Annotated in this window: 25 protein-coding genes and 1 tRNA gene; 20 read left to right on the top strand and 6 right to left on the bottom strand. The window is 65.5% G+C overall.

Annotation, left to right across the window (positions count from 1 at the left end; translation table 11 throughout):
• Positions 1–37: 37 nt before the first annotated feature.
• From ABIE08_RS05430 to tgt, 4 genes are all read left to right on the top strand, one after another.
• Positions 38–586, top strand: a complete 549-nt coding sequence (locus ABIE08_RS05430; RefSeq protein ID WP_436409504.1) for a peptidylprolyl isomerase — start codon at positions 38–40, stop codon at positions 584–586.
• 52 nt (positions 587–638) lie between these two features.
• On the top strand, positions 639–1112 hold the full coding sequence (locus tag ABIE08_RS05425) for a peptidylprolyl isomerase (RefSeq protein ID WP_354549309.1): 474 nt from the start codon (positions 639–641) through the stop codon (positions 1110–1112).
• Between the two features lie 115 nt (positions 1113–1227).
• Positions 1228–2310 carry a tRNA preQ1(34) S-adenosylmethionine ribosyltransferase-isomerase QueA gene (queA, locus tag ABIE08_RS05420; protein ID WP_354549307.1) on the top strand — a complete coding sequence of 361 codons (1083 nt, stop codon included), beginning with the start codon at positions 1228–1230 and terminating at the stop codon, positions 2308–2310.
• A complete protein-coding gene (gene tgt, locus ABIE08_RS05415) occupies positions 2307–3437 on the top strand; it encodes a tRNA guanosine(34) transglycosylase Tgt (RefSeq protein ID WP_354549306.1) in 1131 nt (376 codons plus the stop codon). The genes queA and tgt overlap by 4 nt, the downstream gene beginning before the upstream one ends.
• 18 nt (positions 3438–3455) lie before the next feature.
• Here tgt and cobD read toward each other — a convergent pair whose 3' ends face one another.
• Positions 3456–4466: a threonine-phosphate decarboxylase CobD gene (cobD, locus tag ABIE08_RS05410; RefSeq protein WP_354549305.1), complete on the bottom strand. Its 1011-nt coding sequence runs from the start codon at positions 4464–4466 to the stop codon at positions 3456–3458.
• Between the two features lie 258 nt (positions 4467–4724).
• Here cobD and ABIE08_RS05405 point away from each other — a divergent pair, with 258 nt between their 5' ends.
• Positions 4725–5651, top strand: coding sequence for an alpha/beta hydrolase (locus ABIE08_RS05405; RefSeq protein WP_354549303.1), 927 nt, complete (start codon positions 4725–4727; stop codon positions 5649–5651).
• 63 nt (positions 5652–5714) lie between these two features.
• Here ABIE08_RS05405 and ABIE08_RS05400 read toward each other — a convergent pair.
• Both ABIE08_RS05400 and ABIE08_RS05395 read right to left on the bottom strand, forming a co-directional pair.
• Positions 5715–5788 (bottom strand) — tRNA-Cys (locus tag ABIE08_RS05400).
• Positions 5789–6061: 273 nt separating this feature from the next.
• The gene (locus tag ABIE08_RS05395; RefSeq protein ID WP_354549302.1) at positions 6062–6928 is read right to left on the bottom strand and encodes a hypothetical protein; all 867 of its coding nucleotides are present in this window, start codon (positions 6926–6928) and stop codon (positions 6062–6064) included.
• A gap of 250 nt (positions 6929–7178) precedes the next feature.
• On the opposite strand from ABIE08_RS05395, the gene ABIE08_RS05390 reads away from it, so the two are divergent.
• The 4 genes from ABIE08_RS05390 to ABIE08_RS05375 all read left to right on the top strand — a co-directional run bounded on the left by ABIE08_RS05390 (position 7179) and on the right by ABIE08_RS05375 (position 13153).
• Entirely contained in the window at positions 7179–7847 is a 669-nt protein-coding gene (locus tag ABIE08_RS05390; protein WP_354551583.1) for a protein-L-isoaspartate O-methyltransferase family protein, read from the top strand.
• Between the two features lie 246 nt (positions 7848–8093).
• On the top strand, positions 8094–9437 hold the full coding sequence (locus ABIE08_RS05385; RefSeq protein ID WP_354549301.1) for a TolC family outer membrane protein: 1344 nt from the start codon (positions 8094–8096) through the stop codon (positions 9435–9437).
• A 159-nt stretch (positions 9438–9596) separates the two neighbouring features.
• Positions 9597–10220 carry a PopZ family protein gene (locus ABIE08_RS05380; protein WP_354549299.1) on the top strand — a complete coding sequence of 208 codons (624 nt, stop codon included), beginning with the start codon at positions 9597–9599 and terminating at the stop codon, positions 10218–10220.
• A gap of 182 nt (positions 10221–10402) precedes the next feature.
• The gene (locus tag ABIE08_RS05375) at positions 10403–13153 is read left to right on the top strand and encodes a valine--tRNA ligase (RefSeq protein ID WP_354549298.1); all 2751 of its coding nucleotides are present in this window, start codon (positions 10403–10405) and stop codon (positions 13151–13153) included.
• Between the two features lie 557 nt (positions 13154–13710).
• On the opposite strand, the gene ABIE08_RS05370 is transcribed toward ABIE08_RS05375, so the two are convergent.
• Entirely contained in the window at positions 13711–15591 is a 1881-nt protein-coding gene (locus ABIE08_RS05370) for a DEAD/DEAH box helicase (protein ID WP_354549297.1), read from the bottom strand.
• Positions 15592–15946: 355 nt separating this feature from the next.
• Between ABIE08_RS05370 and ABIE08_RS05365 the strand changes: the two genes are divergently transcribed.
• The 11 genes from ABIE08_RS05365 (at position 15947) to ABIE08_RS05315 (ending at position 24817) form a co-directional block, all read left to right on the top strand.
• A complete protein-coding gene (locus ABIE08_RS05365; protein WP_354549295.1) occupies positions 15947–16267 on the top strand; it encodes an FtsB family cell division protein in 321 nt (106 codons plus the stop codon).
• A 179-nt stretch (positions 16268–16446) separates the two neighbouring features.
• On the top strand, positions 16447–17505 hold the full coding sequence (pdhA, locus tag ABIE08_RS05360) for a pyruvate dehydrogenase (acetyl-transferring) E1 component subunit alpha (protein WP_354549294.1): 1059 nt from the start codon (positions 16447–16449) through the stop codon (positions 17503–17505).
• A gap of 15 nt (positions 17506–17520) precedes the next feature.
• Entirely contained in the window at positions 17521–18924 is a 1404-nt protein-coding gene (locus ABIE08_RS05355) for a pyruvate dehydrogenase complex E1 component subunit beta (RefSeq protein WP_354549292.1), read from the top strand.
• 4 nt (positions 18925–18928) lie between these two features.
• The gene (locus tag ABIE08_RS05350) at positions 18929–19225 is read left to right on the top strand and encodes a DUF5076 domain-containing protein (RefSeq protein WP_354549290.1); all 297 of its coding nucleotides are present in this window, start codon (positions 18929–18931) and stop codon (positions 19223–19225) included.
• 7 nt (positions 19226–19232) lie between these two features.
• Complete coding sequence (locus ABIE08_RS05345) at positions 19233–20609, top strand: pyruvate dehydrogenase complex dihydrolipoamide acetyltransferase (RefSeq protein ID WP_354549289.1); 1377 nt, start codon at positions 19233–19235, stop codon at positions 20607–20609.
• Positions 20610–20684: 75 nt separating this feature from the next.
• Entirely contained in the window at positions 20685–22124 is a 1440-nt protein-coding gene (gene lpdA / locus ABIE08_RS05340) for a dihydrolipoyl dehydrogenase (protein WP_354549287.1), read from the top strand.
• Between the two features lie 131 nt (positions 22125–22255).
• Positions 22256–22441 (top strand): hypothetical protein, encoded by a 186-nt coding sequence (locus ABIE08_RS23605; protein ID WP_436409503.1) that lies wholly within the window; start codon positions 22256–22258, stop codon positions 22439–22441.
• A gap of 344 nt (positions 22442–22785) precedes the next feature.
• Entirely contained in the window at positions 22786–23034 is a 249-nt protein-coding gene (locus tag ABIE08_RS05330) for a GlsB/YeaQ/YmgE family stress response membrane protein (RefSeq protein ID WP_354549285.1), read from the top strand.
• A gap of 79 nt (positions 23035–23113) precedes the next feature.
• On the top strand, positions 23114–23362 hold the full coding sequence (locus ABIE08_RS05325; RefSeq protein ID WP_354549284.1) for a GlsB/YeaQ/YmgE family stress response membrane protein: 249 nt from the start codon (positions 23114–23116) through the stop codon (positions 23360–23362).
• Between the two features lie 17 nt (positions 23363–23379).
• Complete coding sequence (gene lipA, locus ABIE08_RS05320) at positions 23380–24342, top strand: lipoyl synthase (RefSeq protein ID WP_354549282.1); 963 nt, start codon at positions 23380–23382, stop codon at positions 24340–24342.
• A gap of 7 nt (positions 24343–24349) precedes the next feature.
• The gene (locus ABIE08_RS05315) at positions 24350–24817 is read left to right on the top strand and encodes a type II toxin-antitoxin system RatA family toxin (protein ID WP_354549280.1); all 468 of its coding nucleotides are present in this window, start codon (positions 24350–24352) and stop codon (positions 24815–24817) included.
• 63 nt (positions 24818–24880) lie between these two features.
• Here ABIE08_RS05315 and ABIE08_RS05310 read toward each other — a convergent pair whose 3' ends face one another.
• Complete coding sequence (locus ABIE08_RS05310; RefSeq protein WP_354549278.1) at positions 24881–25384, bottom strand: CinA family protein; 504 nt, start codon at positions 25382–25384, stop codon at positions 24881–24883.
• Positions 25381–26592: a bifunctional 2-C-methyl-D-erythritol 4-phosphate cytidylyltransferase/2-C-methyl-D-erythritol 2,4-cyclodiphosphate synthase gene (locus ABIE08_RS05305; RefSeq protein ID WP_354551581.1), complete on the bottom strand. Its 1212-nt coding sequence runs from the start codon at positions 26590–26592 to the stop codon at positions 25381–25383. Before ABIE08_RS05305 ends, ABIE08_RS05310 begins: the two co-directional genes overlap by 4 nt.
• Positions 26593–26712 lie beyond the last annotated feature (120 nt).

Genomic DNA, 26712 nt, shown 5'->3' with positions numbered 1-26712 from the left:
CGCAAAAGGCGGTACCGTCCACCGACCGGAGGTCTCAGTGACCCGTTTCCTTGGCCTGTTCGCGGCGATCGCCGCTGCGTTCCTCTTCATTGCCGCGCCTGCCCAGGCTGCGAGCGAGAAGCTCGACCCGCAAAATACGATCTATCTCGACCTGAAGGATGGTCGCGTCGTGATCAAGCTTCGCCCGGACCTGGCGCCGAAGCATGTCGCGCAGATCAAGAAGCTGACCCGCGAGGGCTTCTATGACGGCATCGTCTTCCACCGCGTGATCGACGGCTTCATGGCCCAGACGGGCGACCCGACCGGCACCGGCATGGGCGGCTCCAAGGAGCCCGACATCAAGGCCGAATTCTCCAAGGCGCACTTTGCGCGCGGCACGCTCGGCATGGCGCGCTCGCAGAATCCGGACTCGGCCAATTCCCAGTTCTTCATCATGTTCGCCGATGGCGGCTTCCTCGACGGCCAGTACACCGTCTGGGGCGAAGTCGTCGACGGCATGCAGTTCGTCGACAAGATCGCAAAGGGCGAGCCCCCGGCAAACCCCGACAAGATCATCAAGATGCAGATCGCCGCCGACGCGAAGTAAGTCGGCTCTCGCTGCGCCGCCTTCCGGCGCGGCCCCTCAGAAGGAGATAACCGTGGCCGAAATCAAGGACCCGGAGAACACCCTCATCCTCGAGACCACCCAGGGCTCGGCGACCATCGCCCTGCGCCCGGACCTCGCGCCGCAGCACGTTGCGCGGATCAAGGAATTGGCTCGCGAAGGCTTTTATGACGGCATCGTCTTCCATCGCGTGATCGACGGCTTCATGGCCCAGACGGGCGACCCGACCGGCACCGGCATGGGCGGTTCGGGCAAGAAGCTCAAGGCTGAATTCTCGCGCGAGCCGCATGTCCGCGGCACCGCGTCGATGGCCCGCTCGCAGGATCCGAACTCCGGCGACAGCCAGTTCTTCCTCTGCTTCGGCGATGCACGCTTCCTCGACGGTCAGTACACCGTCTGGGGCCAGGTCATCGAAGGCATGGACAACATCGACAAGATCAAGCGCGGCGAGCCGGTCCAGAACCCGGACAAGATCGTCTCGATGAAGGTTGCCGCCGACGTGGCGTGATCCCGCTTGGCCTGCGGCCGATCGCCGGCATGACGCCGGTTGATTTGCAATAGCGGGCCTGGCTGATTAGGAGAGGGGCGCCGTGCGAACGGCGCCCCTCTTTGTTTGAGCCCCCATGCGCGTCGACCTTTTCGATTTTGATCTCCCCGAGGAGAATATCGCCCTCCGGCCGGCCCGGCCGCGCGATTCCGCGCGCCTGCTCGTCGTCAAGCAGGGCGCTGCCCTGGAAGACCACATCGTGCGCGAGCTGCCCGACATGCTGCGCCCGGGCGATGCGCTCGTCTTCAACGACACCAAGGTGATCCCGGCCCAATTGTTCGGCGAGCGCGTCCGCGACGGCGTTTCGGCGCGGATCGGCGTGACCCTGCACATGCGCGAGGCGGCCGACCGTTGGCGCGCCTTTGTCCGCCCGGCCAAGAAGCTGCAGCTCGGCGACCGTATCCAGTTTGGCGAAAGCGCGGATCGCGCCTGCCTGGTTTCCGGCCTTGCCGCGACCGTCGCCGAAAAGGGCGATGCGGGCGAGGTGGTGCTGGCCTTCGATCTCACGGGACCCGCTCTCGACGAGGCGATCGCCTCGGTCGGGCATATCCCGCTGCCGCCCTATATCGCCTCGAAGCGCGTCGAGGACGGCGAAGACAAGCTCGACTACCAGACGATCTATGCCCGCGAGGAGGGCGCCGTGGCGGCGCCGACCGCCGGCCTGCATTTCACGCCCGACCTTTTTGCGCGCCTCGATGCGCTGGGCGTCGAGCGGCATTTCGTGACGCTGCATGTCGGCGCCGGCACCTTCCTGCCGGTCAAGGCGGACGACACGGCCGAGCACAAGATGCATGCCGAGCGCGGCGAGGTCTCGCAGGCGACGGCGGATGCGCTCAACGCGGTGCGCGCGCGGGGCGGCCGCGTCGTGGCGGTGGGCACGACGTCGCTGCGGCTGCTTGAGAGCGCCGCCGGCGAGGACAAGATCATCCGGCCGTTCAACGGCCCGACCAGCATCTTCATCACGCCGGGCTATCGTTTCCGCGCGATCGACCTGCTGATGACCAACTTCCATCTGCCGCGCTCGACGCTGTTCATGCTGGTTTCCGCCTTTGCCGGGCTGGACACGATGCGGGCGGCCTATGCGCATGCGGTCGCCGGCGGCTATCGCTTCTATTCCTATGGCGACGCGTCGCTGCTTTTTCCGAACGAGACAGAATGACCGAGACCTTCCAGTTCAAGCTGCTCGCCAAGGATGGCATGGCGCGACGCGGTGAAGTTTCTATGCCGCGCGGCACCATCCGCACGCCGGCCTTCATGCCGGTCGGCACGGCCGGCACCGTCAAGGCGATGTATCCGGGCCAGGTGCGCGAGCTCGGCGCCGACGTCATCCTCGGCAACACCTACCACCTGATGCTGCGCCCCGGCGCGGAACGGGTGGCGAAGCTTGGCGGCCTGCACACCTTCGCGCAGTGGCCGCACCCGATCCTGACCGATTCCGGCGGTTTCCAGGTCATGTCGCTCTCCAAGCTGCGCAAGCTGAACGAGAAGGGCGTCACCTTCCAGAGCCACATTGACGGCCGACGCTACGAGCTGACGCCGGAGCGTTCCGTCGAGATCCAGGGTCTGCTCGGCAGCGACATCCAGATGCAGCTCGACGAATGTGTCGGGCTGCCGACGACCGAGAAGGAAATCGAGCGCGCGATGAACCTGTCGCTGCGCTGGGCCGAGCGCTCCAAGGCGGCCTTCGGCGACCAGCCCGGCAAGGCGATCTTCGGCATCGTGCAGGGCGGCGACAATCCGCGCCTGCGCATCGAGAGCGCCACGGCGCTCGCCGCCATGGACTTCAAGGGCTATTCGGTCGGTGGCCTCGCCGTCGGCGAGCCGCAGGAGGTCATGCTCGAAATGCTCTCCATCACCACGCCGGTGATGCCGGAGTTGAAGCCGCGCTATCTGATGGGCGTCGGCACGCCGGACGACATCCTCGAATCGGTGGCGCGCGGCATCGACATGTTCGATTGCGTGATGCCGACCCGCGCCGGCCGGCATGGCCTCGCCTTCACCCGTTTCGGCAAGGTCAATCTGAAGAATGCGCGCCATGCCGACGATCATCGTCCGCTGGACGAGGAATCGGATTGCCCGGCCAGCCGCGATTATTCGCGCGCCTATCTGCATCATCTGTTCAAGTCCGGCGAGACGCTGGCCGCGATGCTGCTGACCTGGAACAACCTCGCCTATTACCAGAGCCTGATGGCCGGCATCCGCGCCGCGATCGACGAAGGCCGCTTCGAGGATTTCCGCCTGGCCACCAAGGAAGGCTGGGCGCGAGGCGATATCGCCGCGCTCTAAGGGGAGCGGCGAGGGCGCCTAGCGCTCGACCCGACCCAGCGCCGCCTCCAGCCGCGCAAAGCCGGGCTCGGGCGGCAGGCCGAACCGGATGCGGTCCGGCTGGTCGGCGAAGACTCGGGTCCAGATGCCGGCGCGCGCCAGCGATCCGTGGATAGCGACGGCCTGCGGGGTGCGCACCAGAACGAAGAGGTCGGTGCCGCCTTCGATCGCCAGCCCTGCGCCCGTGACGAGGCTTTCCAAGCGGGTCCGGGCGGCGGCAAGCCTTTGCCGGGTGGCCGACTGCCAGGCCGAATCGGCCAGCGCCTTCCGGCCCAGCGACAAAGCCGGGCCCGAGACCGGCCAATCGCCGACCCGTTCGCGCAGGCGCTCGACGCGCGCGTCCTGCCCCAGCACGAAGCCGAGCCGCAGTCCGGCCAGCCCATAGAACTTGCCGAACGAGCGCAGCACCACGATCGGCAAGGCGCCCAGGTGGGGAATCACGCTCAGCCCCGGCGCCACCTCGCCAAACGCCTCGTCGACCACCAGCAGTCCATCGCGCTGGGCCAGCCGCTCGGCGACACGCAAAAGCTCTGAGGGCGCGACGGCGCGGCCATCGGGGTTGTTGGGATTGACGATCGCGACGATGGCAGCCCGCTCGGTCGCCTCGTGGAGCGATGCCGCCGCATGAACCCCGCGCCCGGCGCGTCGCCAGGCCTCGGCATGGCCGGAATAGGTCGGGCCGACAATGGCGACATCGCCGGCCGGCGCGACGAGCGGCAACAGGCGCAGTGCCAGATCCGAACCCGGCATGGCCGCGATGGCCGCCTTCGCCGGCACGCCATAGACCTTGCGCGCTACCGCCAGCAGATCGGCGAGGGCGGCGGGATCGGGCAGGCGATGAAAATCGGAAGCCGGCAGATCCGCCAGCGGGTAGGGGTGCGGGTTGATCCCGGTCGAGAGATCCAGCCAGTCCTCCAGCGCCACGCCATAGCGCGCGGATGCGTCGCGAAGGGCGCCGCCGTGACGGGGGGCGAGGGGATGAGCCAGCATGGCGGTCTTATCGCCCCGAACGACCCCTGCTGGCAATCCGGCGGGCGAGGGCTCCGGATCATGCGAGGGGTTCGAAGCGATTGTTTTTCGGCGCGGAACTTTTCGGGACGGCGGTCCGTATAGCCATCATGGTCTCGATCCCCCGCCTCGCCCGGCGCTTTCTCGCGCCGACCCGTTTCTCCGCCTCGCACGTCTCGACCGGCAATCCCGGCGGGGGCGCCGCACTGTCTGTCACGGCCTCGCGCCCGAGGCCGTGGCTTGCGCTGGAGCGCCCTGGGCCTCGCCATCGCCGCGATCGTCTATCTGGGAAATGTCATGTGGTTCTCTCCGGTCGATTTTCTGAACGGCCTCGCCGCCTTTGCCAACAATCGCGCGGCAACCGACGTCCCCTATGGAACGGGACCGCGCAATCAGTTGGATATCTATCGGCCGCGTGGCGGGGCCGAGAGGCTCCCGGTCGCCGTGATGTTCTATGGCGGCACGTGGAAGGAGGGCGATCGGGCGACCTATCGCTTCGTCGGCGCCGCGCTCGCCAAACGCGGCATCGTGACGGTCATTCCCGACTACCGGGTCTATCCGGAGGTTCGCTTTCCGGACTTTCTGCGCGACGCGGCGGAGGCCGTCCGCTGGACGCGCGACCACGCCGCCGATTATGGCGGCGATCCCACGAAGATCGTTCTTATCGGGCACTCTGCCGGCGCCCATATCGCCGCCATGCTGGCGCTGGACCCTCAATGGCTGGTGAATGTCGGGCTCAACGGTCGCCGGGATATAAGGGGCATGGTCGGGCTTGCTGGCCCCTATGATTTCCTGCCGCTGACGGATCCGAAGCTCAAGGATATCTTCGGGCCCGCCGATCAGCGCGCGCGCACCCAGCCGATCAACTTCGTCGACGGCAAAGCGGCGCCGATTTTCGTCGCCGCCGGCACAGACGATACGACGGTCGATCCCGGCAACACGACGCGCCTTGCTCGCAAGATCGAATCGCGCGGCGGACAGGTCGCGGCGGTGCTCTATCCCGGCGTCGATCACCGCACCCTGATCGGCACCTTTTCGCCCCTGCTCCGCAGTCGCGCGCCGGCTCTGGACGACACGGTGCGCTTCATTCAGGACGTAACCCAGGCCTTGCCGCCGTCCTCCGGAAAGAGCTTCAAACGAGCGCCGGCGACGACAAACGCCGAATGACCCCGGCGGGTTCGCCGTGGTCGGGCTCCCCGGAGGGGTCGATATCACTGGGAGAAGAAGGGGTGGAGGCCTCGCCCGGAATCGAACCGGGATGCAAGGATTTGCAGTCCTCTGCGTAACCATTCCGCCACGAGGCCATCTCGTTGATATGCCGCTCGAAATCATATTTCGGCGGGACATCCGGCAGGCGCATTTCAGGGCAATCGCAAAAGACCCGAACCGCGCAACAGGCGAGGGAGCTAATACTTCCGCGACCGTCTGGCGGCTTCTACAAGCTCGCGGCGGCGACGTCTAGTCCGATCGTCAACAATGCCGACGCAAGGCTGTGGAGGACGGCGGCAGAGCGGCGTAACCGTCAGGGCACGAAGGCGGGACGGCCCGGAAGACCGCCCCACTTCCTGGAAGAGACGTCAGCGGGTGACGGTCTTGCCGGTCGCGACGTCGAGGACGGCGCCGGTCTCGAGATCGACGCGGTAGATCTCGCGGGTGACATTGCCCGAGAAGGCCAGTTCGACGATCGAGACCGTCTTGAACGTCGCCGGAATGCCTTCCGGCAGGATCTGGTTGAACTGGTCGGCGAGCGCGCCCATCGACTGCTGGATTTCCGGCGAAAAGGTCTTGGTGCTGTAGACGAGCGTGTTGTGCGGATTGTGCGAGCGCAGTTCCTCGCCGTTCTTCACGACGTTGACGCCGCTGACGCCGACGGTCTTGACCAGTTCCTTGCCCGCATCGGCCATCTTGGCGAAGACCGGGCCGGTGACGCGCGGCAGCGGCCCGTCGCGCAGCGGCGTCAGGGCGGCGGTGGCAGCGGTGTTGTAGGCCATCATCCGCTCGAAGCCGTCGCCTTCCTTGACCACGCCGAGGTCGAGCCACCAGGGCTGGCCGGCGCCCTTGGCGGCCTCGGTGGTATAAAACTTCTTCAGCGTGACGTTGAGCGGCTTCGGCGGCGTCGGCAGCGCTTCGAGCATCTTCGCCGGCGTGGTCGGGTCGGCGTTGTGGATGTGCACAACCGTGACATGCGGAATGTTGGTGCGGATGGCCTCGGTCTCGAGGCCGAGCGTCAGAAGGCGCTCCGTCAGCATGCCGCCCAGCGAGCGATGCAGGGTCTCGTTGACCTCGGCCGGCATCGTATAGACGAGGCCGAAGGTCCGGTCGTGCGGGCGGAACGCAGTGGATTCAAGTGCACTGTTGTCGATCTTCGTGTCCGCGACAGCAGCCTGGATGGTGGAAAGGCCCAGAAGGGCAATTGCGGCGCCATAGAGTGTCTTGCGTACCATCGACTGTATCCTCTTTCAGAGTGAGCTGATCGAACGACAACCGCGCATCCGGTGGATCTCGACGCGTCGTTTCACGGCGTCGTATGGACAGCCCATGTAACAGGAGGATGATGGCGCTTGGCTATCCCCCGCGGCGTCGACGATCGGCGGGGGCCTGCGGCGCCGCGCCCCTCCGGAATGGCTTGTCACCTTGCCGAACGCCCGGTATTGGAACGTCTATTGCCACAATGACGATAAAGGGTCCCTGATCATGGTCGATTTCGCCAAGGCGCGAACCACGATGGTGGACTGCCAGATTCGCACCGTCGACGTGACCGAGTACGACGTGCTCGACGCCTTCGCCGCGGTGCCGCGCGAAATCTTCGCGCCCGATCATCTGAAGCCGCTCGCCTATATCGACGAGGATCTGCTCGTGTCGGCTCCCGGCAGCGCGCCGCGCTATGTCATGGAGCCGGGGCCCCTGGCGAAGCTGGTCCAGCTTGCCGCGATCCTGCCGACCGATCGCGTGCTCGATGTCGGCACCACGACCGGCTATTCCGCGGCCATCCTCAGTCATCTGGCGGCCTCTGTGGTCGCGCTCGAATCGGACGAGGCCCTGGCCGCGACCGCGCGCGACAATCTCGCCACCCTCGGCATTTCCAATGTCGAGGTTGTCGTCGGGCCGCTTCAGGACGGTCATGCCGCCAAGGCGCCCTATGACGTGATCCTGCTTGAAGGCGCCGTCGAACTCATACCGCCGGCGCTGGTCGACCAGCTCGGCGAGGGCGGACGAATCATCGCCGTGGTTGGTGCGAACGGCCTGGCTGCAAAAGCGATGATCTACACGCGCTCCGGCGGGTCGGTCAGCGGCCGTCCGGCGTTCAACACCTCGGTCCGCACCTTGCCGGGCTTTGCGAAGCCCAAATCTTTCGTGTTCTGATTTCCGTTAGGAATGAAAGGGTTAGCCGCTGATTCCTCGACAGTTCGTCGAGCGGTATCTGTGGCTTTCCCGTCGCACGGAGCGCTTTATCCAACTTTTCGCACCCCATGCCATTTGACCGTCACGGGGGCTCGCGTACATTAACGATGTATTGTCCGACGGTGGACGTCCGGTAGGGGGGCGTCGCCTCGCAACGCCGAGGTTTCGAACGTGGTTTTTTCCCGGGTCTATCTGGCAACCGTAGCTATGGCTGCGGTTATCGTAGCTGCCCCCTCGGTATATGCCGAAACGCTGACTTCCGCCCTTTCGCAGACGTATAATTCCAACCCCACGCTGAATGCGATGCGCGCTCAACTACGCGCGACCGACGAAAACGTTCCCCAGGCTCTGTCGGGATATCGTCCCGTGCTGACGGGTAGTGCTTTCATCGGGCCGTCCTATTCTCGGGGTCGTACGTCGCCGCAGCTCCCCGTCGGGTCGTCGACGACCTGGCCGCGCGGCTACGGGCTCACCATCGAACAGCCGATCTTTCGCGGATTTCGTACGCAGAACTCCGTGAAGCAGGCCGAATCCGCGGTGCTCGCCGGTCGCGAGATCCTGCGTTCGACCGAGCAGGACGTGCTGCTGGATGCCGTGACGGCCTATACCAACGTCATCTACCAGAAGGGCATTGTCAGCCTGCGCGAGCAGAACATCGCCTTCCTGCGCGAACAGCAGCGCGCCGCCGCCGACCGCCTGAAGGTGGGCGAGGGCACGCGTACCGACCTGGCGCAGACCGATGCGGCACTCAGCCAGGGCCAGACGGCCTATGACGTCGCCATTGCGGACCTGAACTCCGCCAATGCGACCTACATCCAGATCATCGGCACCGCGCCGAAGAGCCTGCAGACGCCGGTGGTGAACACCCGCCTGCTCGCCAAGTCGGCCGAGTCGGCAGTTTCCGCCGGCCAGTCGCGCCATCCGGCCATTCGCGCCGCCAGCTACAATGTCGACACGGCCGCCTTCAACGTGAAGGTGATCGAGGGCCAGCTGCTGCCGACCGTGTCGGTGCAGGGCCAGCTCGCGCACAATGATGATTCGTCGAACACCGGTTCGTGGGGCAATTCCGCGACCATCACGGCTAATCTGAGCGTGCCGATCTATGAAGGCGGCGTCGTCTACTCGCAGACCCGCCAGGCCAAGGAAACGCTCGGCCAGTACCGCATCCAGCTGGATTCGGCGCGCGACCAGGTCCGCGCGGCGGCGGTTTCGGCATTCGGCCAGCTCCAGGCTGCCCGTGCTTCGATCACCTCGGCCCAGGACCAGATCCGCGCTTCGCAGCTCGCTCTCGAAGGCGTCATCGAAGAACAGAAGGTCGGCCAGCGCACCACCCTCGACGTGCTGAACCAGCAGCAGTCGCTTCTGCAGGCCCGCGAGACGCTGATCTTGGCGCAGCGCGCCCAGGTGGTGGCCTCCTACACGCTGCTGTCGTCGACCGGATCGCTTTCGGCCGAAAACCTCAGTCTCAAGGTCCAGCGCTACGAGCCGAAGCAGCATTACCAGGCGGTTCGCGACAAGTGGATCGGCCTCAGGACGCCGGACGGCCGGTAGTCGAGCCTCCAGTCGGGGAAAAGCGACCGGTCGTGTTCCGGCCGGTCGTGCTTTTCGCTACTCTGGCCCTTGGAATCGCTGAATTCTCAAAGCGATTCGACTGAGTTCTGTGGGTGTGGGGTAGCGATGGCCAAAGTCAGTGCGGCACAAGAGCCTTCGATGGAGGAAATCCTCGCCTCGATCCGCCGGATCATCTCCGAGGATGAACACGGCCTGGCCGCGCCCAAGGCTTCCGAGCTGACGGCGCTGCCGCCCAAGCTTCCGAGCGTCCCCGTCTCCGCCGCAGATATCGACGCACTGTTCAGCGCTCGCGTGGCCGAGTTTGCGGCGCCGCCGGCCGCGCCGGCCCGGACCGACATTGTCGCCCCGGAACCGGCGCCTGCCGCTTCGGCTCCCATGGCCGAGCCGCGCATGCTGCGCCCGGCGGTACAGGCGCCCGAGCCGCCGCGTGCCGCCGAACCCGTCCGTGCCCCGGAACCTTCCCGCGCCCCTTCGCCCATTCGCGCCGAAGCGCCTGCGCCGGCTCCGGCTGCGCCCTCCAGGCCTGTCCGGGCCGAATTGCCCGCCGGCGAGCCGCTGCTGTCGCCCGCTGCCGATGCCATCGTGCAGTCCGCTTTCGGCAATCTCGCCAATACGGTGCTGGCCGGCAATTCGCGGACGCTCGAGGATCTGGTCAAGGACATGCTCCGGCCGATGCTGAAGACCTGGCTCGATACCAACCTGCCGCCGCTCGTCGAGCGGCTGGTGCGCGACGAGATCGAGCGCGTATCGCGCGGTCGCTGACCTCCCGGCGGCCTCGCACGGGCGGCGCGTGGCGCCGTTCTTACGGAACGCCTCCCGGCTTCCCATATGAGGCGTTCGACGCAGGCGGGGGATGGGCCTTGGGGTCGCCTTGGGGCTGCGCGGTTGACTCGCCCGCGACCATCCGATTTACACCAGTTCAAATTCCTCATCCGGAAACGGTCATGCTCGATAAGAATTATGACGCGGCCGCGGTCGAGCCGCGCATCTATGAAACTTGGGAAGGCCAAGGCGCCTTCAAGGCAGGCGCTGGCGCGAAGCCCGGCGCGGAGCCTTTCTCCATCGTCATCCCGCCGCCGAACGTCACCGGCTCGCTGCATATGGGCCATGCGCTCAACAACACGCTGCAGGACGTTCTCGTCCGCTTCGAGCGCATGCGCGGCAAGGACGTTCTCTGGCAGGTCGGCCTCGACCATGCCGGCATCGCCACGCAGATGGTGGTCGAGCGGCAGATGGCCGAGCGCCAGGAGCCCGGCCGCCGCGAGATCGGCCGCGAGGCGTTCGTCGAGAAGATCTGGAAGTGGAAGGCCGAATCCGGCGGCACGATCATCGGCCAGCTGAAGCGCCTCGGCGCCTCGGCCGACTGGTCGCGCGAGCGCTTCACCATGGATGAGGGCCTGTCCAAGGCCGTGCTCAAGGTGTTCGTCGAGCTCTATCGCGGCGGGCTGATCTACAAGGACAAGCGCCTGGTCAACTGGGACCCGAAGCTGGAGACGGCGATCTCGGATCTCGAGGTCATCCAGGTCGAGACCAAGGGCAAGCTCTACCATTTCCGCTATCCGATCGAGGGCAAGACCTTCGATCCCGACGATGCGATGACCTTCATCACGGTGGCGACGACCCGGCCGGAAACGATGCTGGGCGACACCGCCGTCGCCGTGCATCCGGATGACGAGCGCTACCAGGCGTTCGTCGCCGCCGGCGCACATGCCATCCTGCCGCTCGTCGGCCGCCGCATCCCAATCGTCGCCGACGAATATTCCGATCCCGAGAAGGGTTCGGGCGCGGTCAAGATCACGCCGGCGCACGACTTCAACGATTTCGAGGTTGGGCGCCGCCATAACCTGCCGATGATCTCCGTGCTCGATCGCCAGGCCAATGTGGCGATCGCCGGCAATGCCGAGTTCCTCGCGGGGCTGGACAAGACGGCGGCACTCGCCGACACGATCGCCGCATTCGAGGGCCTGGACCGCTTCACGGTGCGCAACTCCATCGTCGCGATGATGGAAGAGCAGGGCTATCTGGCCGAGATCGAGGATCATGCGCACACCGTGCCGCATGGCGATCGTGGCAACGTGCCGATCGAGCCATTCCTGACCGAGCAGTGGTATGTCGATGCGCATACGCTGGCGCAGCCGGCGATCGCCTCGGTGCGCGAAGGGCGGACCAACTTCGTCCCGAAGACCTGGGAAAAGACCTATTACGAGTGGATGGACAACATCCAGCCCTGGTGCATTTCGCGCCAGCTCTGGTGGGGACACCAGATCCCGGCATGGTATGGCCCGGACGGCAAGGTGTTCGTCGCCTATGACGAGGCCGAGGCTTCGGCGCTCGCCACGGCGCATTACGGCGCGCCGGTCGCGCTGACGCGCGACGAGGACGTGCTCGACACCTGGTTCTCTTCGGCGCTGTGGCCGTTCTCGACGATGGGTTGGCCGGACAAGACCAACGAGCTTGCCCGCTACTTCCCGACCAGCGTCCTGATCACCGGCTTCGACATCATCTTCTTCTGGGTCGCCCGGATGATGATGATGAGCCTGCACTTCATGAAGGACGAGAACGGCACGCCGGTCGAGCCCTTCAAGGACATCTACATGCATGCGCTCGTCCGGGACGAGAAGGGCGCCAAGATGTCGAAGTCGAAGGGCAACGTCATCGATCCGATCACGCTGATCGACGAATATGGCGCCGACGCGCTGCGCTTCACGCTGACCGCCATGGCGGCGCAGGGCCGCGACATCAAGCTCGCGACCTCGCGCGTCGAGGGCTACCGCAACTTCGCGACCAAGCTCTGGAACGCCTCGCGCTTCGCCGAGATGAACGGGGCGACGCGGGTCGCCGGCTTCGATCCTTCGACGGCCAAGGAGCGGCTGAACCGCTGGATCGCGACCGAGACGACGCGCACCGCGCGCGCCGTGACGGAGGCGCTGGAAGCCTATCGCTTCAACGACGCCGCCAACGCGCTGTATCGCTTCGTCTGGAATTCGTTCTGCGACTGGTACCTGGAACTGGTCAAGCCGGTGTTGAATGGCGAGGACGAGGCTGCCAAGGCCGAGACCCGCGCCACGATCGGCTGGACGCTGGACCGGATCGTCACGCTGCTGCACCCCTTCATGCCCTTCATCACCGAAGAGCTCTGGGACCGCACGGCCGACGAGGGAAGCCGCCGCGAGGGCCTGCTCGCGCTCAATGCTTGGCCGACGCTCGACTTCGAGGACGAGGCGGCAGCGGCCGAGATCAACTGGCTGGTCGATCTGATTTCGGCGGTCCGCTCGGTTCGCTCCGAAATCAACGTGCCGCCGGGCGCCATGGTGCCGCTGATCATCGTCGGCGCTTCGGCGGAGACGACGGCGCGGCTGGCGACGCATGATGCGCTGATCAAGCGCCTGGCGCGGGCGTCCGAGATCTCGGCCGCCGACACGCCGCCCAAGGGCTCCGTGCAGACCGTGCTCGGCGAGGCGACGATCGCCCTGCCGCTGGCCGGCGTCATCGACCTCGTGGCCGAGCGCGCGCGTCTCGGCAAGGAACTCGACAAGGCCGCCAAGGAGATCGCGAAGATCGAAGCCAAGCTCGGCAACGAGAACTTCGTCTCGCGCGCCCCAGAAGAGGTGATCGACGAGCAGCGCGAGCGCTTGGCCGAAGCGCAAGAGCTGACCGCCAAGATCAACGCCGCGCTCGAGCGTCTCAAGGACTGATTTGGCGGGGTTTTTCTGTCGGATTGCAGAGGGCTCGCGACATCGTCGCGGGCCCTTTTGTTTTGGGGTCGGCGATCCGGCGTGCCGACCCAAAGGTTGTGCGCTCAAACTATTCGGAGGCTTTGCGGGACGCGGGTCCCTGCGTCATCGCGGCGAAGGCCGGGATCCAGACACGCCGGCCTGCGGAGACAAGGCTGGCCACTCCTTGCTTGGCCTGTGGCTATGGGCCCCGGCCTTCGCCGGGGCGACGGTTCGTCTTGGTCCAAGAAGGACGCTCTGCAGATTCCCGACCTCCAACATCCTGAGGCGCTTCGCGCAGCGAAGCCTCGAAGGACGCACCGGCCGGAGTGCAACTCTTGATGGCGGGACCGCTCTGCGTGCTTCAAGACGGCCCTCCGGGCCTCCTCAGCATGTTGAGGGCGGGTTTCCGCCAACTTCCCCCTCCGAGAGAGGTGAGGAGGCCCGGACAAAGCCCAACGCCCCCCCCCGATAGAAGTCCAACGAAAAAGGCCCGCGACGATGTCGCGGGCCCCATGATTCCATAGCGAAAGAAGCGCTTAGCCGTCGTTGCGTTCGCGCTTCTTGAAGCCGGGCTTGCCGCCCGGCTTGAAACCGGGCTTGCCGCCGGCGCCGCCGGGCTTGAAGCCAGCGCGGCGGGTCGGCTTCTTGCCGGGGCCACGGGCACCGGCGCCGCCGACGGGCGCGCCGTCAGCCGGCTCGATGCGGATCTCTTCCTCGCCACCGCGACGCAGCGCGACGGTGAAGCGCTCGGCCGCCTCGGCGACGATCTCGAAGCGCGTGTCGCGTTCGAAGATCTTGATCGCGCCGATCTCGTTCTTGGTGACGTGGCCACGACGGCAGATCAGCGGCAGCAGCCACTTCGGATCCGCGTTCTTTTGGTGGCCGATGCTCATGCGGAACCAGACCATGTCCTGCTGCGGGCGCTCGACGCGGCCGTTCTCGCTGCCGGGACCACTGGTCGGCCACTGGCCGTCACTGGCGTCGCGCGGGGCGCGGGGCGGGCGCTCGCCACGGGGCGCATCGCGGTCGGAACGATCGCTGCGCTCGCTGCGCGGGCTGTCCTGGCGGCGGGGCTTGGCGTCGCGTGCGCCGCGATCCTGCTGCTGGCCGGGATCGAACAGATCCTCGGGCGAGGGCAGGCGCGAACGGTGCAGGCGGATCAGCGCGGCGGCGATTTCTTCCGGCGTGCGCTTGGTGAGGAGTTCGGTCGCGAGCGCCATGTCTTCCTCGGAAGCCGGCTCGGAGACCATGGCCTTCTCGAGGAGGCGTTCCTGATCCTTGGCGCGAACCTCGTCGGCCGACGGGGCGGCCGTCCAGTAGGCGTCGACGCCGGCGGCGCTGATCAGGCGCAGCGCCTTGGAGCGGTTGGTGTAGGGAACGAGCAGGGCAGAAATACCCTTGCGGCCGGCGCGGCCGGTACGGCCCGAACGGTGCAGCAGGATGGCGGGGCCGGTCGGCAGGTCGGCATGGACGACAAGGCCGAGATCCGGGAGATCCAGACCGCGCGCGGCGACGTCGGTGGCGACGCAGACACGGGCGCGGCCGTCGCGCAGAGCCTGCAGCGCATGCATGCGCTCGCCCTGGCTGAGCTCGCCCGACAGCGCCACGACTTCGAAGCCGCGCTCCTGAAGGCTTGCATGCAGGCGGCGAACCGATTCACGCGTCGAGCAGAAGACGAGCGTTGCCGGCTGGTCGAAATAGCGCAGCACGTTGACGACGGCGTGGTCGATCTCGTTCGGCGCAACGCGCAGCGCACGATATTCGATGTCGCCATGCGGCTGGCTCTGGTCGATCGTGTCGATGCGGATGGCGTCCCGCTGATACTGCTTGGCCAGGCGCACGATTTCGCGCGGCAGCGTGGCCGAGAACAGCATTGTGCGGCGCTCTTTCGGCGACGCGTCGAGGATCAGCTCCAGATCTTCCTTGAAGCCGAGGTCGAGCATCTCGTCGGCCTCGTCGAGCACGACGACCTTGAGCTTGGAGATGTCGAGGCGTCCGCGCTCCAGATGGTCGCGCAGGCGGCCCGGCGTGCCGACGACGATATGCGCGCCCATTTCCAGCGCGCGGGCTTCGCGGCGGACGTCCATGCCGCCGACGCAGGAGGCGATTCGCGCACCCGCCGGGCCATAGAGCCAGATCAGCTCGCGCTGGACCTGCAGAGCCAGTTCGCGCGTCGGGGCGATGATGAGGGCCAGCGGCTCGGTGGCCGGGCCGAAGCGTTCTTCATTGCCCAGAAGCGTCGAGGCAAAGGCGAGGCCGTAGGCCACCGTCTTGCCGGAGCCGGTCTGCGCGGAGACGAGGAGATCGTTTTCGCCGACGCTATCCTGGAGGACAGCGGTCTGGACGGGGGTAAGCGTTTCATAGCCCTTTTCCGCGAGGGCGCGTGCGAGGGCTGGATTCTGGACGAGCGATACCATGGTGGGCGAAGGCCTGAAATTGGAGAAGCATTCCGGGTCGCGCGCAAACGGTTCGCGAGCGGTGAAGGATCATGCGGAATGCGAGTTGGCCCTCCCATACCGCGAGTGGGCCCAATAGCCAAGGATTCTCTATTTTGAAGACCGTCATGCGCGCGGTCACGCCGTCGCATGCAACCTGCGGCAGATCGCCGGTGAGACGGAAGAGGGCGGGCCAGCGAGCTGGGGAAAAGCCCGATGCAACAGGCCAAAACGCTTTTTGACGGCTTTCTCAGCGCCGCGAGCGGGCCGGAAACTCCGCGTTAATCGTCTTGGCCCATCCTTTATCAATCATGTTGCACCGCGTTCAGATTCCCTCATGACCACTCGACAGCGCAAGCATTCCAAGCTTCGGCGGCTCATCCTTCCACTCGGCTCGCTCGCCGTGATGGGCTACTTCGCCTACCATTCCTTCAATGGCGATTACGGTATCTGGTCGCGCGAGCGAATGGAGCGGGAAGCCATTGTCCTGGAAAAGGAATTGGCGGAACTGAAGGCGAACCGCCTCTCTCTGGTGGCTCGCGCGCAGCTGCTCCGGCCCGAGAGTCTCGATCCCGACATGATCGACGAGAGGGCCCGTGCCAAGCTCAATGTCGTCCAGGCAGACGAGTTGGTGATCAGCATTGCTGCATCGCAATAGACCCCGCAGCATTGCGATCACGGCTGGAATTGCGATGAACCGAATTTCAGTTCATTACAATTTTTGTAATCAAGTCATGTAGTTGACGCATGGCTCCGATGCTTGCGCTGCATCTTGGAATGACGGTTGGCTTCGGATAACGTCCCGCTCAGTTTGGGACACGCCCCGGAGAACAAGGCATGGCCGTAGCCAAAGCGAAAGTCGGCAGCAAATCTGCGCCGGCCGCCGGACGGAAGACTGCAACGGTAAAATCGGCAAGGCCGACCGCTGTTGAAAATTTCTCCAAGGAGCAGGAACTCTTCGCCTATCGCGAGATGCTCCTCATCCGCCGTTTCGAAGAAAAGGCCGGCCAGATGTATGGCATGGGCCTCATCGGCGGCTTCTGTCACCTCTATATCGGGCAGGAAGCTGTCGTTGTCGGCATGCAGATGGCGATTCGGACCGGTGAAGACCAGACGATCACCGGGTATCGCGATCACGGCCACATGCTCGTTGCAGGCATGGATTCGAATGGCGTGATGGCAGAGCTCACCGGCCGGCGCGGCGGTTATTCGCACGGCAAGGGTGGCTCGATGCACATGTTCTCCATCGAGAAGCAGTTCTTCGGCGGCAACGGCATCGTCGGCGCCCAGGTGTCGCTCGGCACCGGCCTCGCCTTCGCCAACCGCTATCGCAAGAACGACAAGGTCTGCCTGACCTATTTCGGTGACGGCGCGGCAAACCAGGGCCAGGTCTACGAGAGCTTCAACATGGCGCAGCTCTGGAAGCTGCCCGTGGTCTACATCATCGAGAACAACCGCTACGCCATGGGCACGTCCGTGTCGCGCTCCTCCGCGCAGACCGACTTCTCCCGTCGCGGCGTCTCGTTCGACATTCCCGGCGAGAAGGTGGACGGCATGGACGTCCGGGCCGTGAAGGCAGCCGGCGACAAGGCCGTTGCCTGGTGCCGCGCCGGCAAGGGTCCGTACATCCTCGAGATGGAAACCTATCGCTATCGTGGACACTCCATGTCCGACCCGGCCAAGTACCGGTCGAAGGACGAAGTCCAGAAGATGCGCAACGAGCACGATCCGATCGAGCAGGTCCGCACCCGTCTCCTGCAGCAGGAATGGGCCACCGAGGACGATCTGAAGAAGATCGACGCCGAGGTGCGTGATATCGTGAACAACGCGGCGGAATTCGCCCAGAACGATCCGGAGCCGGATGCATCCGAGCTCTGGACGGATATTTTGAAGTAAGGCCGGGAGACAGCCATGCCCATCGATATTCTGATGCCGGCCCTCTCGCCGACCATGGAGGAGGGTACGCTCTCCAAGTGGCTCAAGAAGGAAGGCGATACCGTCAAGTCCGGCGACGTGATCGCCGAGATCGAGACCGACAAGGCGACGATGGAAGTCGAAGCCGTCGACGAGGGAACGATCGCCAAGCTTCTCGTGGCCGAAGGCACCGAGAACGTGAAGGTCAACACCCCGATCGCCGTGATTGCGGCTGACGGCGAGGACGTCTCCGCCGCCGCGAGCGCGCAGGCCGCGCCGAAGGCTGAGGCGGCTCCGGCCGCTGCGGAACAGCCCGCCGCCGAGGCAAAGCCGGCTCCGGCCGCGGCTGCTGCCCCGGTTGCCGCCGCCCCGATCGCGATCCAGGTCGCGGCCGATCCGGCGATTCCGGAAGGCACCACCTTCGTCTCGACCACCGTCCGCGAAGCACTTCGCGATGCGATGGCGGAAGAGATGCGCAGGGATCCCGACGTCTTCGTCATCGGCGAGGAAGTCGCCGAGTACCAGGGCGCCTACAAGATCACGCAGGGCCTGCTGCAGGAATTCAGCGCCGACCGCGTCATCGACACGCCGATCACCGAGCACGGCTTTGCCGGTCTCGCGACCGGAGCGGCGCTGGCCGGCCTGCGCCCGATCGTCGAGTTCATGACCTTCAACTTCGCCATGCAGGCGATCGACCAGATCATCAACTCGGCCGCCAAGACGCTCTACATGTCGGGCGGACAGCTCGGCGCGCCGATTGTCTTCCGCGGTCCGAACGGCGCGGCAGCCCGCGTGGGCGCCCAGCACAGCCAGGATTACTCGTCCTGGTACAGCCACATCCCGGGCCTCAAGGTCGTCGTGCCCTACACGGCCGCCGACGCGAAGGGCTTGCTCAAGGCGGCGATCCGCGATCCCAATCCGGTGATCTTCCTCGAGAACGAGATCCTCTACGGCCACTCCTTCGACGTGCCGCAGATCGAGGACTTCGTCCTGCCGATCGGCAAGGCGCGCATCCACAAGGTCGGCAAGGACGTGACCATCGTCTCGTTCGGCATCGGCATGACCTATGCGACCAAGGCCGTGGCGGAACTGGCCGAGCAGGGCATCGACGCCGAGCTCATCGACCTGCGCACGCTGCGTCCGCTCGACATCGACACGGTCATCGAGTCGGTCAAGAAGACCGGCCGCTGCGTGACGGTGGAAGAGGGCTGGCCGCAGAACTCGATCGGCTCGCACATCGCGTCCGAGCTGATGGAAAAGGCGTTCGATTTCCTCGACGCGCCGGTCCTGAAGGTCACGGGCAAGGACGTTCCGATGCCCTACGCCGCCAACCTCGAGAAGCTTGCGCTGCCGAATGTCGGCGAAGTCGTCGCGGCCGTCAAAGCCGTAACGTATCGGTAGCGCCATGGCCGGACACAAACGCGAGCTTGAAATTCCGCCCGGCGCCCTGGAATCGGAAGATGCAGCGGAAGTGTTCCGCGCCTGGATCGTCGACAAAGGTCTGGACGTCAGCTTCCGGACAGCGTTCGATGATCCGGCCACGTGGGGTATCCTGCTGGTCGACATCGCACGTCAGGTAGCGCGTGGATTCGAAACGGACGGCGTCTGCTCGGAAGGGCAGGCGCTTGACGCGATCAAGTCCAGTTTCGATTCCGAATGGGACCGTCCGTTAGACCTGGGCACGCCAGAATCACGCCAATAGGTGCTTTATGCCGATCAATATCCTGATGCCCGCGCTTTCGCCGACCATGGAAGAGGGAAACCTCGCCAAGTGGAACGTGAAGGTTGGCGACAAGGTCAAGTCGGGCGATGTCATCGCCGAGATCGAGACCGACAAGGCGACGATGGAAGTCGAATCCATCGATGAAGGCACCGTTGGCCAGCTGCTGGTGCCGGAAGGCGCGCAGGGCGTGAAGGTCAATGCGCTGATCGCCGTTCTTCTGGCGGATGGCGAGGATGCGAGCGCCATCGGCGCCGCGCCGGCCGAGGCCGCTCCTGCGCCGGAAGCGGCTCCGACCGCCGCAGCGGCACCCGCCGCTTCGGCTCCGGCGGCTGCACCCGCACCGGCTGCCGTCGCACCCGTGGCTGCGCCCGCACCGGCGGCTCCGGCAGCGGCTCCTGCCGCTTCGTCGGGCGAGCGCGTGTTCGCCTCGCCGCTGGCGCGCCGTATCGCTAAGGAAGCCGGCATCGATATCGCCAAGGTGGCCGGTTCCGGCCCGCATGGCCGTATCGTGCAGGCCGACGTTGAAGCTGCGAAGAAGGGTGGCGCCGCCAAGGCTGCACCGGCTGCCGCCGCTGCCGCGCCGGCTCCCGCCGCCGCAACGGCGGCTCCGGCGCATTCCGGCCCGACCGACGCGCAGACGCTCAAGCTGTTCGCCCAGGGCTCCTACGAGCTCGTGCCGCATGACAACATGCGCAAGACGATCGCGCGCCGCCTGACCGAATCGAAGCAGAACGTTCCGCACTTCTACGTCACCGTCGATACCGATCTCGACGCGCTGCTGGCGCTTCGCGAGCAGATCAACGGCTCGGCGCCGAAGGATGCGGACGGCAAGCCCGTCTACAAGATCTCGGTCAACGACATGGTCATCAAGGCCATGGCTCTGGCGCTGAAGAAGGTTCCGGGCGCCAACGCTTCCTGGACCGATGGCGGCATGCTCGTGCACAAGGTCGTCGATGTCGGCGTCGCCGTCTCGATCCCCGGCGGACTGATCACGCCGGTCGTGCGCAACGCCGATGCCAAGTCGCTGTCCACCATCTCCAACGAGATGAAGGACCTGGCCAAGCGGGCGCGCGATCGCAAGCTGAAGCCGGAAGAATACCAGGGCGGCACGACTTCGGTCTCCAACCTCGGCATGTTCGGCGTCAAGGACTTCGCGGCGATCATCAACCCGCCTCATGCGACGATCCTCGCCGTTGGCGCAGGCATCCAGCAGCCGGTCGTGCGCGGCGGCGAGATCAAGATCGCGACCATCATGTCGGTCACGCTCTCGACCGATCACCGCGTGGTCGATGGCGCGCTGGGCGCCGAGCTTCTCCAGGCCTTCAAGGGCTATATCGAGAAGCCGATGGCGATGCTGGTGTAGCCGGCACCGTCGTTCCGGCTCCCTTCTCCCCGTGAGGAGGGGGCCGCAAGACCTTCAACGCGCAGTGAGACGAACATGGCCGCACCCTACGACGTCATCATCATCGGCTCCGGCCCGGGCGGCTATGTCGCCGCCATCCGCGCCGCCCAGCTCGGCCTCAAGGTCGCCGTGGTCGAGAAGACCCATCTCGGCGGTATCTGCCTGAACTGGGGCTGCATCCCGACCAAGGCGCTGCTGCGCTCGGCCGAGGTCTACCACTACATGGACCACGCCAAGGATTACGGCCTGTCGGTGGAGAAATTCAGCGCCGACATGTCGGCGATCACCAAGCGTTCGCGTGGTGTCGCCGCCCAGCTGAACCAGGGCGTCACCGGCCTCTTGAAGAAGAACAAGGTCGACGTGATCTGGGGCGTCGCCGAGATCGCGGCGCCCGGCAAGGTCGTCGTCAAGCCGGCGCCGGAAGAGGCCTATGGCAAGCCCAATCCCGCGCCGAAGAACGCCCTTGGCGCCGGCGAATATGAAGCGAAGAACATCATCATCGCGACCGGCGCCCGCCCGCGCGCGCTGCCCGGCATCGAGCCGGACAAGAAGCTGATCCTGACCTATTTCGAGGCCATGATCCCCGAGACGCTGCCGAAGACCCTGCTCGTCATGGGCTCCGGCGCGATCGGCATCGAGTTCGCCTCGTTCTATCGTACGATGGGCTCCGAGGTCACGGTCGTCGAGGTTCTGCCGCAGATCCTCCCCGTCGAGGACGAAGAGATCGCCGCGCATGCTCGCAAGCGCTTCGAGAAGCAGGGCATCAAGATCCTGACCGGCGCCAAGGTGACCAAGGTCGTCAAGGCGGACAATTCGGTCACGGCGACGATCGAGACCGCGGACGGCAAGTCGCAGGAAATCTCGGCCGAGAAGCTGATCTCGGCGGTTGGCGTCGTCGGCAACATCGAGGGCCTCGGTCTGGAGAAGCTCGGCGTCAAGACGGATCGCGGCTGCGTCGTCATCGACGGCGTCGGCAAGACCAATGTTCCCGGCATCTGGGCGATCGGCGACGTCGCCGGCCCGCCGATGCTGGCGCACAAGGCCGAGCATGAGGGTGTCATCGCCGTCGAGGCCATCGCCGGCTTGCACCCGCATTTCATGGACAAGGCCAAGATCCCGGGCTGCACCTACTGCAACCCGCAGATCGCGTCTGTCGGCTTGACCGAGAAGAAGGCGAAGGAAGCCGGCTACGACGTGCGCGTCGGCAAGTTCCCCTTCATCGGCAACGGCAAGGCGATCGCGCTCGGCGAGCCCGAGGGCTTGGTCAAGACGGTGTTCGACAAGAAGACCGGCCAGCTGCTCGGCGCCCATCTCGTCGGCGCGGAAGTGACCGAACTGATCCAGGGCTTCGTCATCTCCATGAACCTGGAGACCACAGAAGAAGAGCTGATCAACACCGTCTTCCCGCATCCGACCCTGTCCGAGACGATGCACGAGAGCGTGCTCTCGGCCTACGGCCGCGCGATCCACATCTAGGGCGGCACGAAGACGCGGGGGCAATGAGAATGCGCCCCTGCGTCTACATCATGGCAAGTCAGAGGTATGGAACGCTCTATATCGGCGTGACGAGTAACCTCGCTGCCAGGACATGGTAGCACCGAGAAGGAATGGTCGAGGAGTTTTCGAAGCGCTACGGAACGAAGGTCCTCGTATTTTTCGAGATGCACGACACGATGGAAGGCGCCATACGTCGGGAAAAGCAGCTCAAGGAATGGCAACGGGACTGGAAGATTCGTCTGATTGAGGAATTCAATCCGGACTGGAGCGACCTCTACCCCCTGACGATGGATTGACGCTGGCTCCGTCGTCACCCCGGCGAAGGCCGGGGTCCATAAACACCGGCGGCGCGGTTGAGGGATGGATCCCGGCCTTCGCCGGGATGACGACAGAGTTCGAGGGTGGATAGAGCAGTTGCACTGCGCGGTTGACTGACAATGAACTGACGGCTGCTCGTCGTCACCCCGGCGAAGGCCGGGGTCCATAAGCACCGGCGGCGCGGTTGAGGAATAGATCCCGGCCTTCGCCGGGATGACGAGAGAGCTCGATGATGGATAGAGAAGTTGCATTGGGCGGTTGACTGAAGATGCATTGAAGGCTGCTTGCCTTCGCCGGAATGACGAAAGAGCTTGTTGACTGAATGGACGGACAAACGATCCTGATCTGGGTGGCCATCGGCCTGATCGCGGGCTGGCTGGCCAGCATCGTGGTCGGCGGCGGCGGATTGTTCCGCAACATCATCACGGGGCTGATCGGCGCCGTGGTGGGCGGGTTCCTGGTCCGCTACTTCAATGTGCCGATCGATTTCGGCTATGACTTCGTCAATCAGGTCGTCATCGCGGCGATCGGCGCCGTCATCGTCGTGTCGCTGGCGCGGGTAATCGCATAACGGCCATGCGCAACACAAAGCTGGTGTTGCGCAGGCTCTTCCACCATATGTGCTGGAACACGAACGGGCAGGGCTCAACATGAACGGTGTCGGCATTTTCGCGACGATCCTCATCGGCATCCTTGCCGGCTGGATTGCTTCCCGCGTCATGGAGCGCCGCCACGGCCTGCTCATCAACCTGATCGTCGGCCTGATTGGCGCCTGGATCGGCGCGGCGCTTGCCGCCGCCTTCAACATCCATTTCGCCGGGTTCGTCGGCAGCCTGGTGGTGTCGACCGTCGGCGCGATCGTTCTGCTGTTCCTGCTCAGCCTCCTGCGCCGCGCGTAAGGAAGATCGGAGTTTCCATGGTCGTCGTTCTCGATACGCGCCCCGGCAAGGACCTTCGGCCCCGGCACCCGGAAAAGGTGAACCGCCCGGAGACGCCGCTGCTGCGCAAGCCGGACTGGATCCGCGTGCGCGCGCCGGGTTCGCCCGTCTATCGCGAGACGCAGGAGATCGTGAAGAAGAACGGCCTCGTCACCGTTTGCGAGGAGGCCGGCTGCCCGAATATCGGCGAGTGCTGGTCGAAGAAGCACGCCACCTTCATGATCATGGGCGACACCTGCACCCGCGCCTGTGCCTTCTGCAACGTCCGCACCGGCATGCCGGAAGCGCTGGATATGGCGGAGCCGGAGAAGGTCGCGGAAGCCGTCGCCAAGCTTGGCCTGCAGCACGTCGTGATCACCTCCGTCGATCGCGACGATCTGGCCGATGGCGGCGCGAAGCACTTTGCGGACGTGATCTATGCGATCCGTCGCGCCGCGCCCGGCACGACCATCGAGATCCTGACCCCGGATTTCCTGCGCAAGCCCGGCGCGCTTGAGGTCGTCGTCGAGGCTCGGCCCGACGTCTTTAACCACAATCTCGAGACGGTTCCGTCCAAGTATCTGAAGGTGCGCCCCGGCGCCCGCTACTTCCATTCGCTGCGCCTGCTGCAGCGGGTGAAGGAACTGGATCCCAACATGTTCACCAAGTCCGGCATCATGGTCGGCCTTGGCGAAGAGCGTAATGAAATCCTGCAGCTGATGGACGACCTGCGCGTCGCCGAGGTCGATTTCATGACCATCGGCCAGTACCTGCAGCCGAGCCGCAAGCACCACCCGGTTCTGCGCTTCGTCACGCCGGAGGAGTTCAAGTCGTTCGAGACGATCGCCTATGCCAAGGGCTTCCTGATGGTTTCGTCCAGCCCGCTGACGCGTTCGTCGCATCACGCCGGCGAGGATTTCGATCGCCTGCGTTCGGCCCGCCAGGCCCAGCACCAGGGCTGATCCGGATATGCCCAGCTTCACGACCGAGCGTCGCGTCGGCCATACGGCCGAGGAGATGTTCGCCCTGGTATCGGACGTCGAGAAATATCCGCTCTTCGTGCCGCTCTGCGAGCGGCTGGTCATTCGCGGCCGCAAGCCGGATGGCGATCGCGAAGTGCTGATCGCCGACATGACCGTCGCCTACAAGTTCATCCGCGAGACCTTCACCACCAAGGTCGTGCTGGACCGAAAGGCCGGCACCATCCGCGCCGAATATCTCGACGGCCCGTTCAAGCATCTCGACAATGTCTGGACGTTCAAGGCCGTCGATGGCGGCCACAGTACCGTGTATTTCGCGATCGATTACGAGTTCCGCTCGCGCACGCTGTCGGCGCTGATGGGCACGGTCTTCGACAAGGCGTTCCGCAAATTCGCCGACGCTTTCGAGAAGCGCGCCGATGCTGTCTATGGCGTCGTGCCTCAGCTCAGCACCTAGCGATCACAGCGCTTTTTCAGCCTGTTCCGCAGGTCATGAATGGTGACGCCGGAAACCGTTAGTTCAGGCTTCCGCCGTTGCTTCTTCCCGCAGCAGCTTTAGCGCCTCCACGACGGTGGCAAACCGGACGCCCGATCGGTCGAGCCCGGCAAAGACATGCACCGCATGGCGCGCGGGCGAGCCGCGCCGCATCACGCCGAAATGGACCATGCCGACGGGCTTTTCCGCCGAGCCGCCCGTCGGACCGGCGACGCCGGTGACGGCGACGACCAGGTCGGCTTTGGACTTCGCCAGCGCGCCGGCCGCCATGGCGAGCGCCACTTCCTGGCTGACGGCGCCGACGCGCTCGATCAGCCCTTTCGGAACACCGAGCATGTCGGCCTTGGCGGCATTCGAATAGGTGACGAAGCCGCGATCAACCACCGCGGAAGAGCCGGAGATCTCGGTGAGCACGCCGGCGATCAGTCCGCCGGTGCAGGATTCGGCGGTGGCGATCTTCAGGCCGCGCGCGGTGCAGAGTTCGATCAGCGCCTGGGCTTGGCCTAGCAGGGGCGTGAGGTCGGTCATGCGTCTTCCTCCGTGAAGGGCAGGCGGATCGTGGCCGTCGCGATCGCCGCGATGCCTTCGCCGCGGCCGACAAATCCCATCTTCTCGTTCGTCGTCGCCTTGACGCCGACCCGGTTGGGTCCGATGCCGGCAATCTCGGCGATCCGGGCGCGCATGGCGTCGCGATGCGGGCCGATCCTGGGCTCCTCGGCGATGATGGCGAGGTCCAGATTGACGATGGCGCCGCCGCGGGCGCGAACGCGCTCCACCGCGAAAGCGAGGAACCGGTCCGAGGACGCGCCGCGCCATTGCGGATCGGAGGGCGGGAAGTGATCGCCGATATCGCCGTCCGCGATGGCGCCAAGCACCGCATCGGTCAGCGCATGCAGCGCGACGTCGGCGTCGGAATGGCCCGACAGCTTGCGGTCATGCGGGATCTCGATGCCGCCAAGCCAGACGCCCGAGCCCTCGGTAAAGGAATGCACGTCGTAGCCGGTGCCGACGCGGGTTTCGCCAACCCTCAGGCTCTCTTCCATGCGCAGGCGCGTATCGGCCATCTCGATGTCCTCCGGCAGGGTCAGTTTGATGTTGGAGCGCTCCCCCAGCACGATCTGGACCGGGATGCCGGCCCATTCGGCGATGCCGGCATCGTCCGTGAAGGGTTCCCGCGCATCGGCGGCGCGGCGATGCGCCTCGAGGATGGTGGCGAGGCGAAAGGCCTGCGGCGTCTCGGCGGCATAGAGGTCTTCGCGCGGCACGGTATCGCCAACGATGCCCGCCGCATCGGCGCGCTTCAGCGTGTCGGTGACCGGCGAGGCGGCGAGCACGGCATCTGCTTCGGAAAGCGCATCGATGACACGGTCGATCAGGGCAGGGGACGCGAAGGGCCGGACCGCGTCATGGATCAGCACATGGGTGATCCCGCGCTCGGCCAGCGCTTCGAGTCCCCGCCGCACCGATTCCTGTCGCGTCGCGCCGCCCGTGACGAAGGGCAGCAGGCGGTCCTGGCCTGCCACTGCCGCTTGGTAAAGCGCCACATCGTCGGCGTGAATGACGACGAGAACGTCATCGACGCGCGCATGTGACAAAAAGCGCGCCGCCGTGCGCCGCAGGATCGCCTGGCCGGCCAGTTTGCGATATTGCTTGGGCACCTCGCCACCGGCGCGAATGCCGCGCCCGGCCGCCACGATCAGGGCTGCGACGCGGGGAAGAGGCACGTTTTCGCTCATGCGGGAGGGATCCTGGCTGTTTTCGGGATCGGTCGGATCCCGGCACGACTTGGTCCGCATGGATCGGAGATTCCACTTCGCAACGCAACAAGTCTCTTGCCGTCCGCCGATCCCTGACTA

The organism is Kaistia defluvii, assembly GCF_040548815.1.
Classification (GTDB): domain Bacteria; phylum Pseudomonadota; class Alphaproteobacteria; order Rhizobiales; family Kaistiaceae; genus Kaistia; species Kaistia defluvii_A.
Note: the sequence above shows the minus strand (reverse complement) of the source record. Positions and strands in the feature narration are given on the sequence as shown.

What these genes read in the sequence shown, in the direction of transcription:
- ABIE08_RS05365 (WP_354549295.1), top strand. Translation starts at nt 15,947, where the DNA reads ATGACCACTCGACAGCGCAAGCATTCCAAGCTTCGGCGGCTCATCCTT.
- ABIE08_RS05325 (WP_354549284.1), top strand. Translation starts at nt 23,114, where the DNA reads ATGAACGGTGTCGGCATTTTCGCGACGATCCTCATCGGCATCCTTGCC.
- ABIE08_RS23605 (WP_436409503.1), top strand. Translation starts at nt 22,256, where the DNA reads ATGGTCGAGGAGTTTTCGAAGCGCTACGGAACGAAGGTCCTCGTATTT.
- queA (WP_354549307.1), top strand. Translation starts at nt 1,228, where the DNA reads ATGCGCGTCGACCTTTTCGATTTTGATCTCCCCGAGGAGAATATCGCC.
- pdhA (WP_354549294.1), top strand. Translation starts at nt 16,447, where the DNA reads ATGGCCGTAGCCAAAGCGAAAGTCGGCAGCAAATCTGCGCCGGCCGCC.
- lpdA (WP_354549287.1), top strand. Translation starts at nt 20,685, where the DNA reads ATGGCCGCACCCTACGACGTCATCATCATCGGCTCCGGCCCGGGCGGC.
- ABIE08_RS05330 (WP_354549285.1), top strand. Translation starts at nt 22,786, where the DNA reads ATGGACGGACAAACGATCCTGATCTGGGTGGCCATCGGCCTGATCGCG.
- ABIE08_RS05350 (WP_354549290.1), top strand. Translation starts at nt 18,929, where the DNA reads ATGGCCGGACACAAACGCGAGCTTGAAATTCCGCCCGGCGCCCTGGAA.
- ABIE08_RS05310 (WP_354549278.1), bottom strand. Translation starts at nt 25,384, where the DNA reads ATGACCGACCTCACGCCCCTGCTAGGCCAAGCCCAGGCGCTGATCGAA.
- ABIE08_RS05385 (WP_354549301.1), top strand. Translation starts at nt 8,094, where the DNA reads ATGGCTGCGGTTATCGTAGCTGCCCCCTCGGTATATGCCGAAACGCTG.
- ABIE08_RS05315 (WP_354549280.1), top strand. Translation starts at nt 24,350, where the DNA reads ATGCCCAGCTTCACGACCGAGCGTCGCGTCGGCCATACGGCCGAGGAG.
- ABIE08_RS05375 (WP_354549298.1), top strand. Translation starts at nt 10,403, where the DNA reads ATGCTCGATAAGAATTATGACGCGGCCGCGGTCGAGCCGCGCATCTAT.
- ABIE08_RS05345 (WP_354549289.1), top strand. Translation starts at nt 19,233, where the DNA reads ATGCCGATCAATATCCTGATGCCCGCGCTTTCGCCGACCATGGAAGAG.
- lipA (WP_354549282.1), top strand. Translation starts at nt 23,380, where the DNA reads ATGGTCGTCGTTCTCGATACGCGCCCCGGCAAGGACCTTCGGCCCCGG.
- ABIE08_RS05305 (WP_354551581.1), bottom strand. Translation starts at nt 26,592, where the DNA reads ATGAGCGAAAACGTGCCTCTTCCCCGCGTCGCAGCCCTGATCGTGGCG.
- ABIE08_RS05395 (WP_354549302.1), bottom strand. Translation starts at nt 6,928, where the DNA reads ATGGTACGCAAGACACTCTATGGCGCCGCAATTGCCCTTCTGGGCCTT.
- ABIE08_RS05390 (WP_354551583.1), top strand. Translation starts at nt 7,179, where the DNA reads ATGGTCGATTTCGCCAAGGCGCGAACCACGATGGTGGACTGCCAGATT.
- cobD (WP_354549305.1), bottom strand. Translation starts at nt 4,466, where the DNA reads ATGCTGGCTCATCCCCTCGCCCCCCGTCACGGCGGCGCCCTTCGCGAC.
- tgt (WP_354549306.1), top strand. Translation starts at nt 2,307, where the DNA reads ATGACCGAGACCTTCCAGTTCAAGCTGCTCGCCAAGGATGGCATGGCG.
- ABIE08_RS05380 (WP_354549299.1), top strand. Translation starts at nt 9,597, where the DNA reads ATGGAGGAAATCCTCGCCTCGATCCGCCGGATCATCTCCGAGGATGAA.
- ABIE08_RS05370 (WP_354549297.1), bottom strand. Translation starts at nt 15,591, where the DNA reads ATGGTATCGCTCGTCCAGAATCCAGCCCTCGCACGCGCCCTCGCGGAA.
- ABIE08_RS05355 (WP_354549292.1), top strand. Translation starts at nt 17,521, where the DNA reads ATGCCCATCGATATTCTGATGCCGGCCCTCTCGCCGACCATGGAGGAG.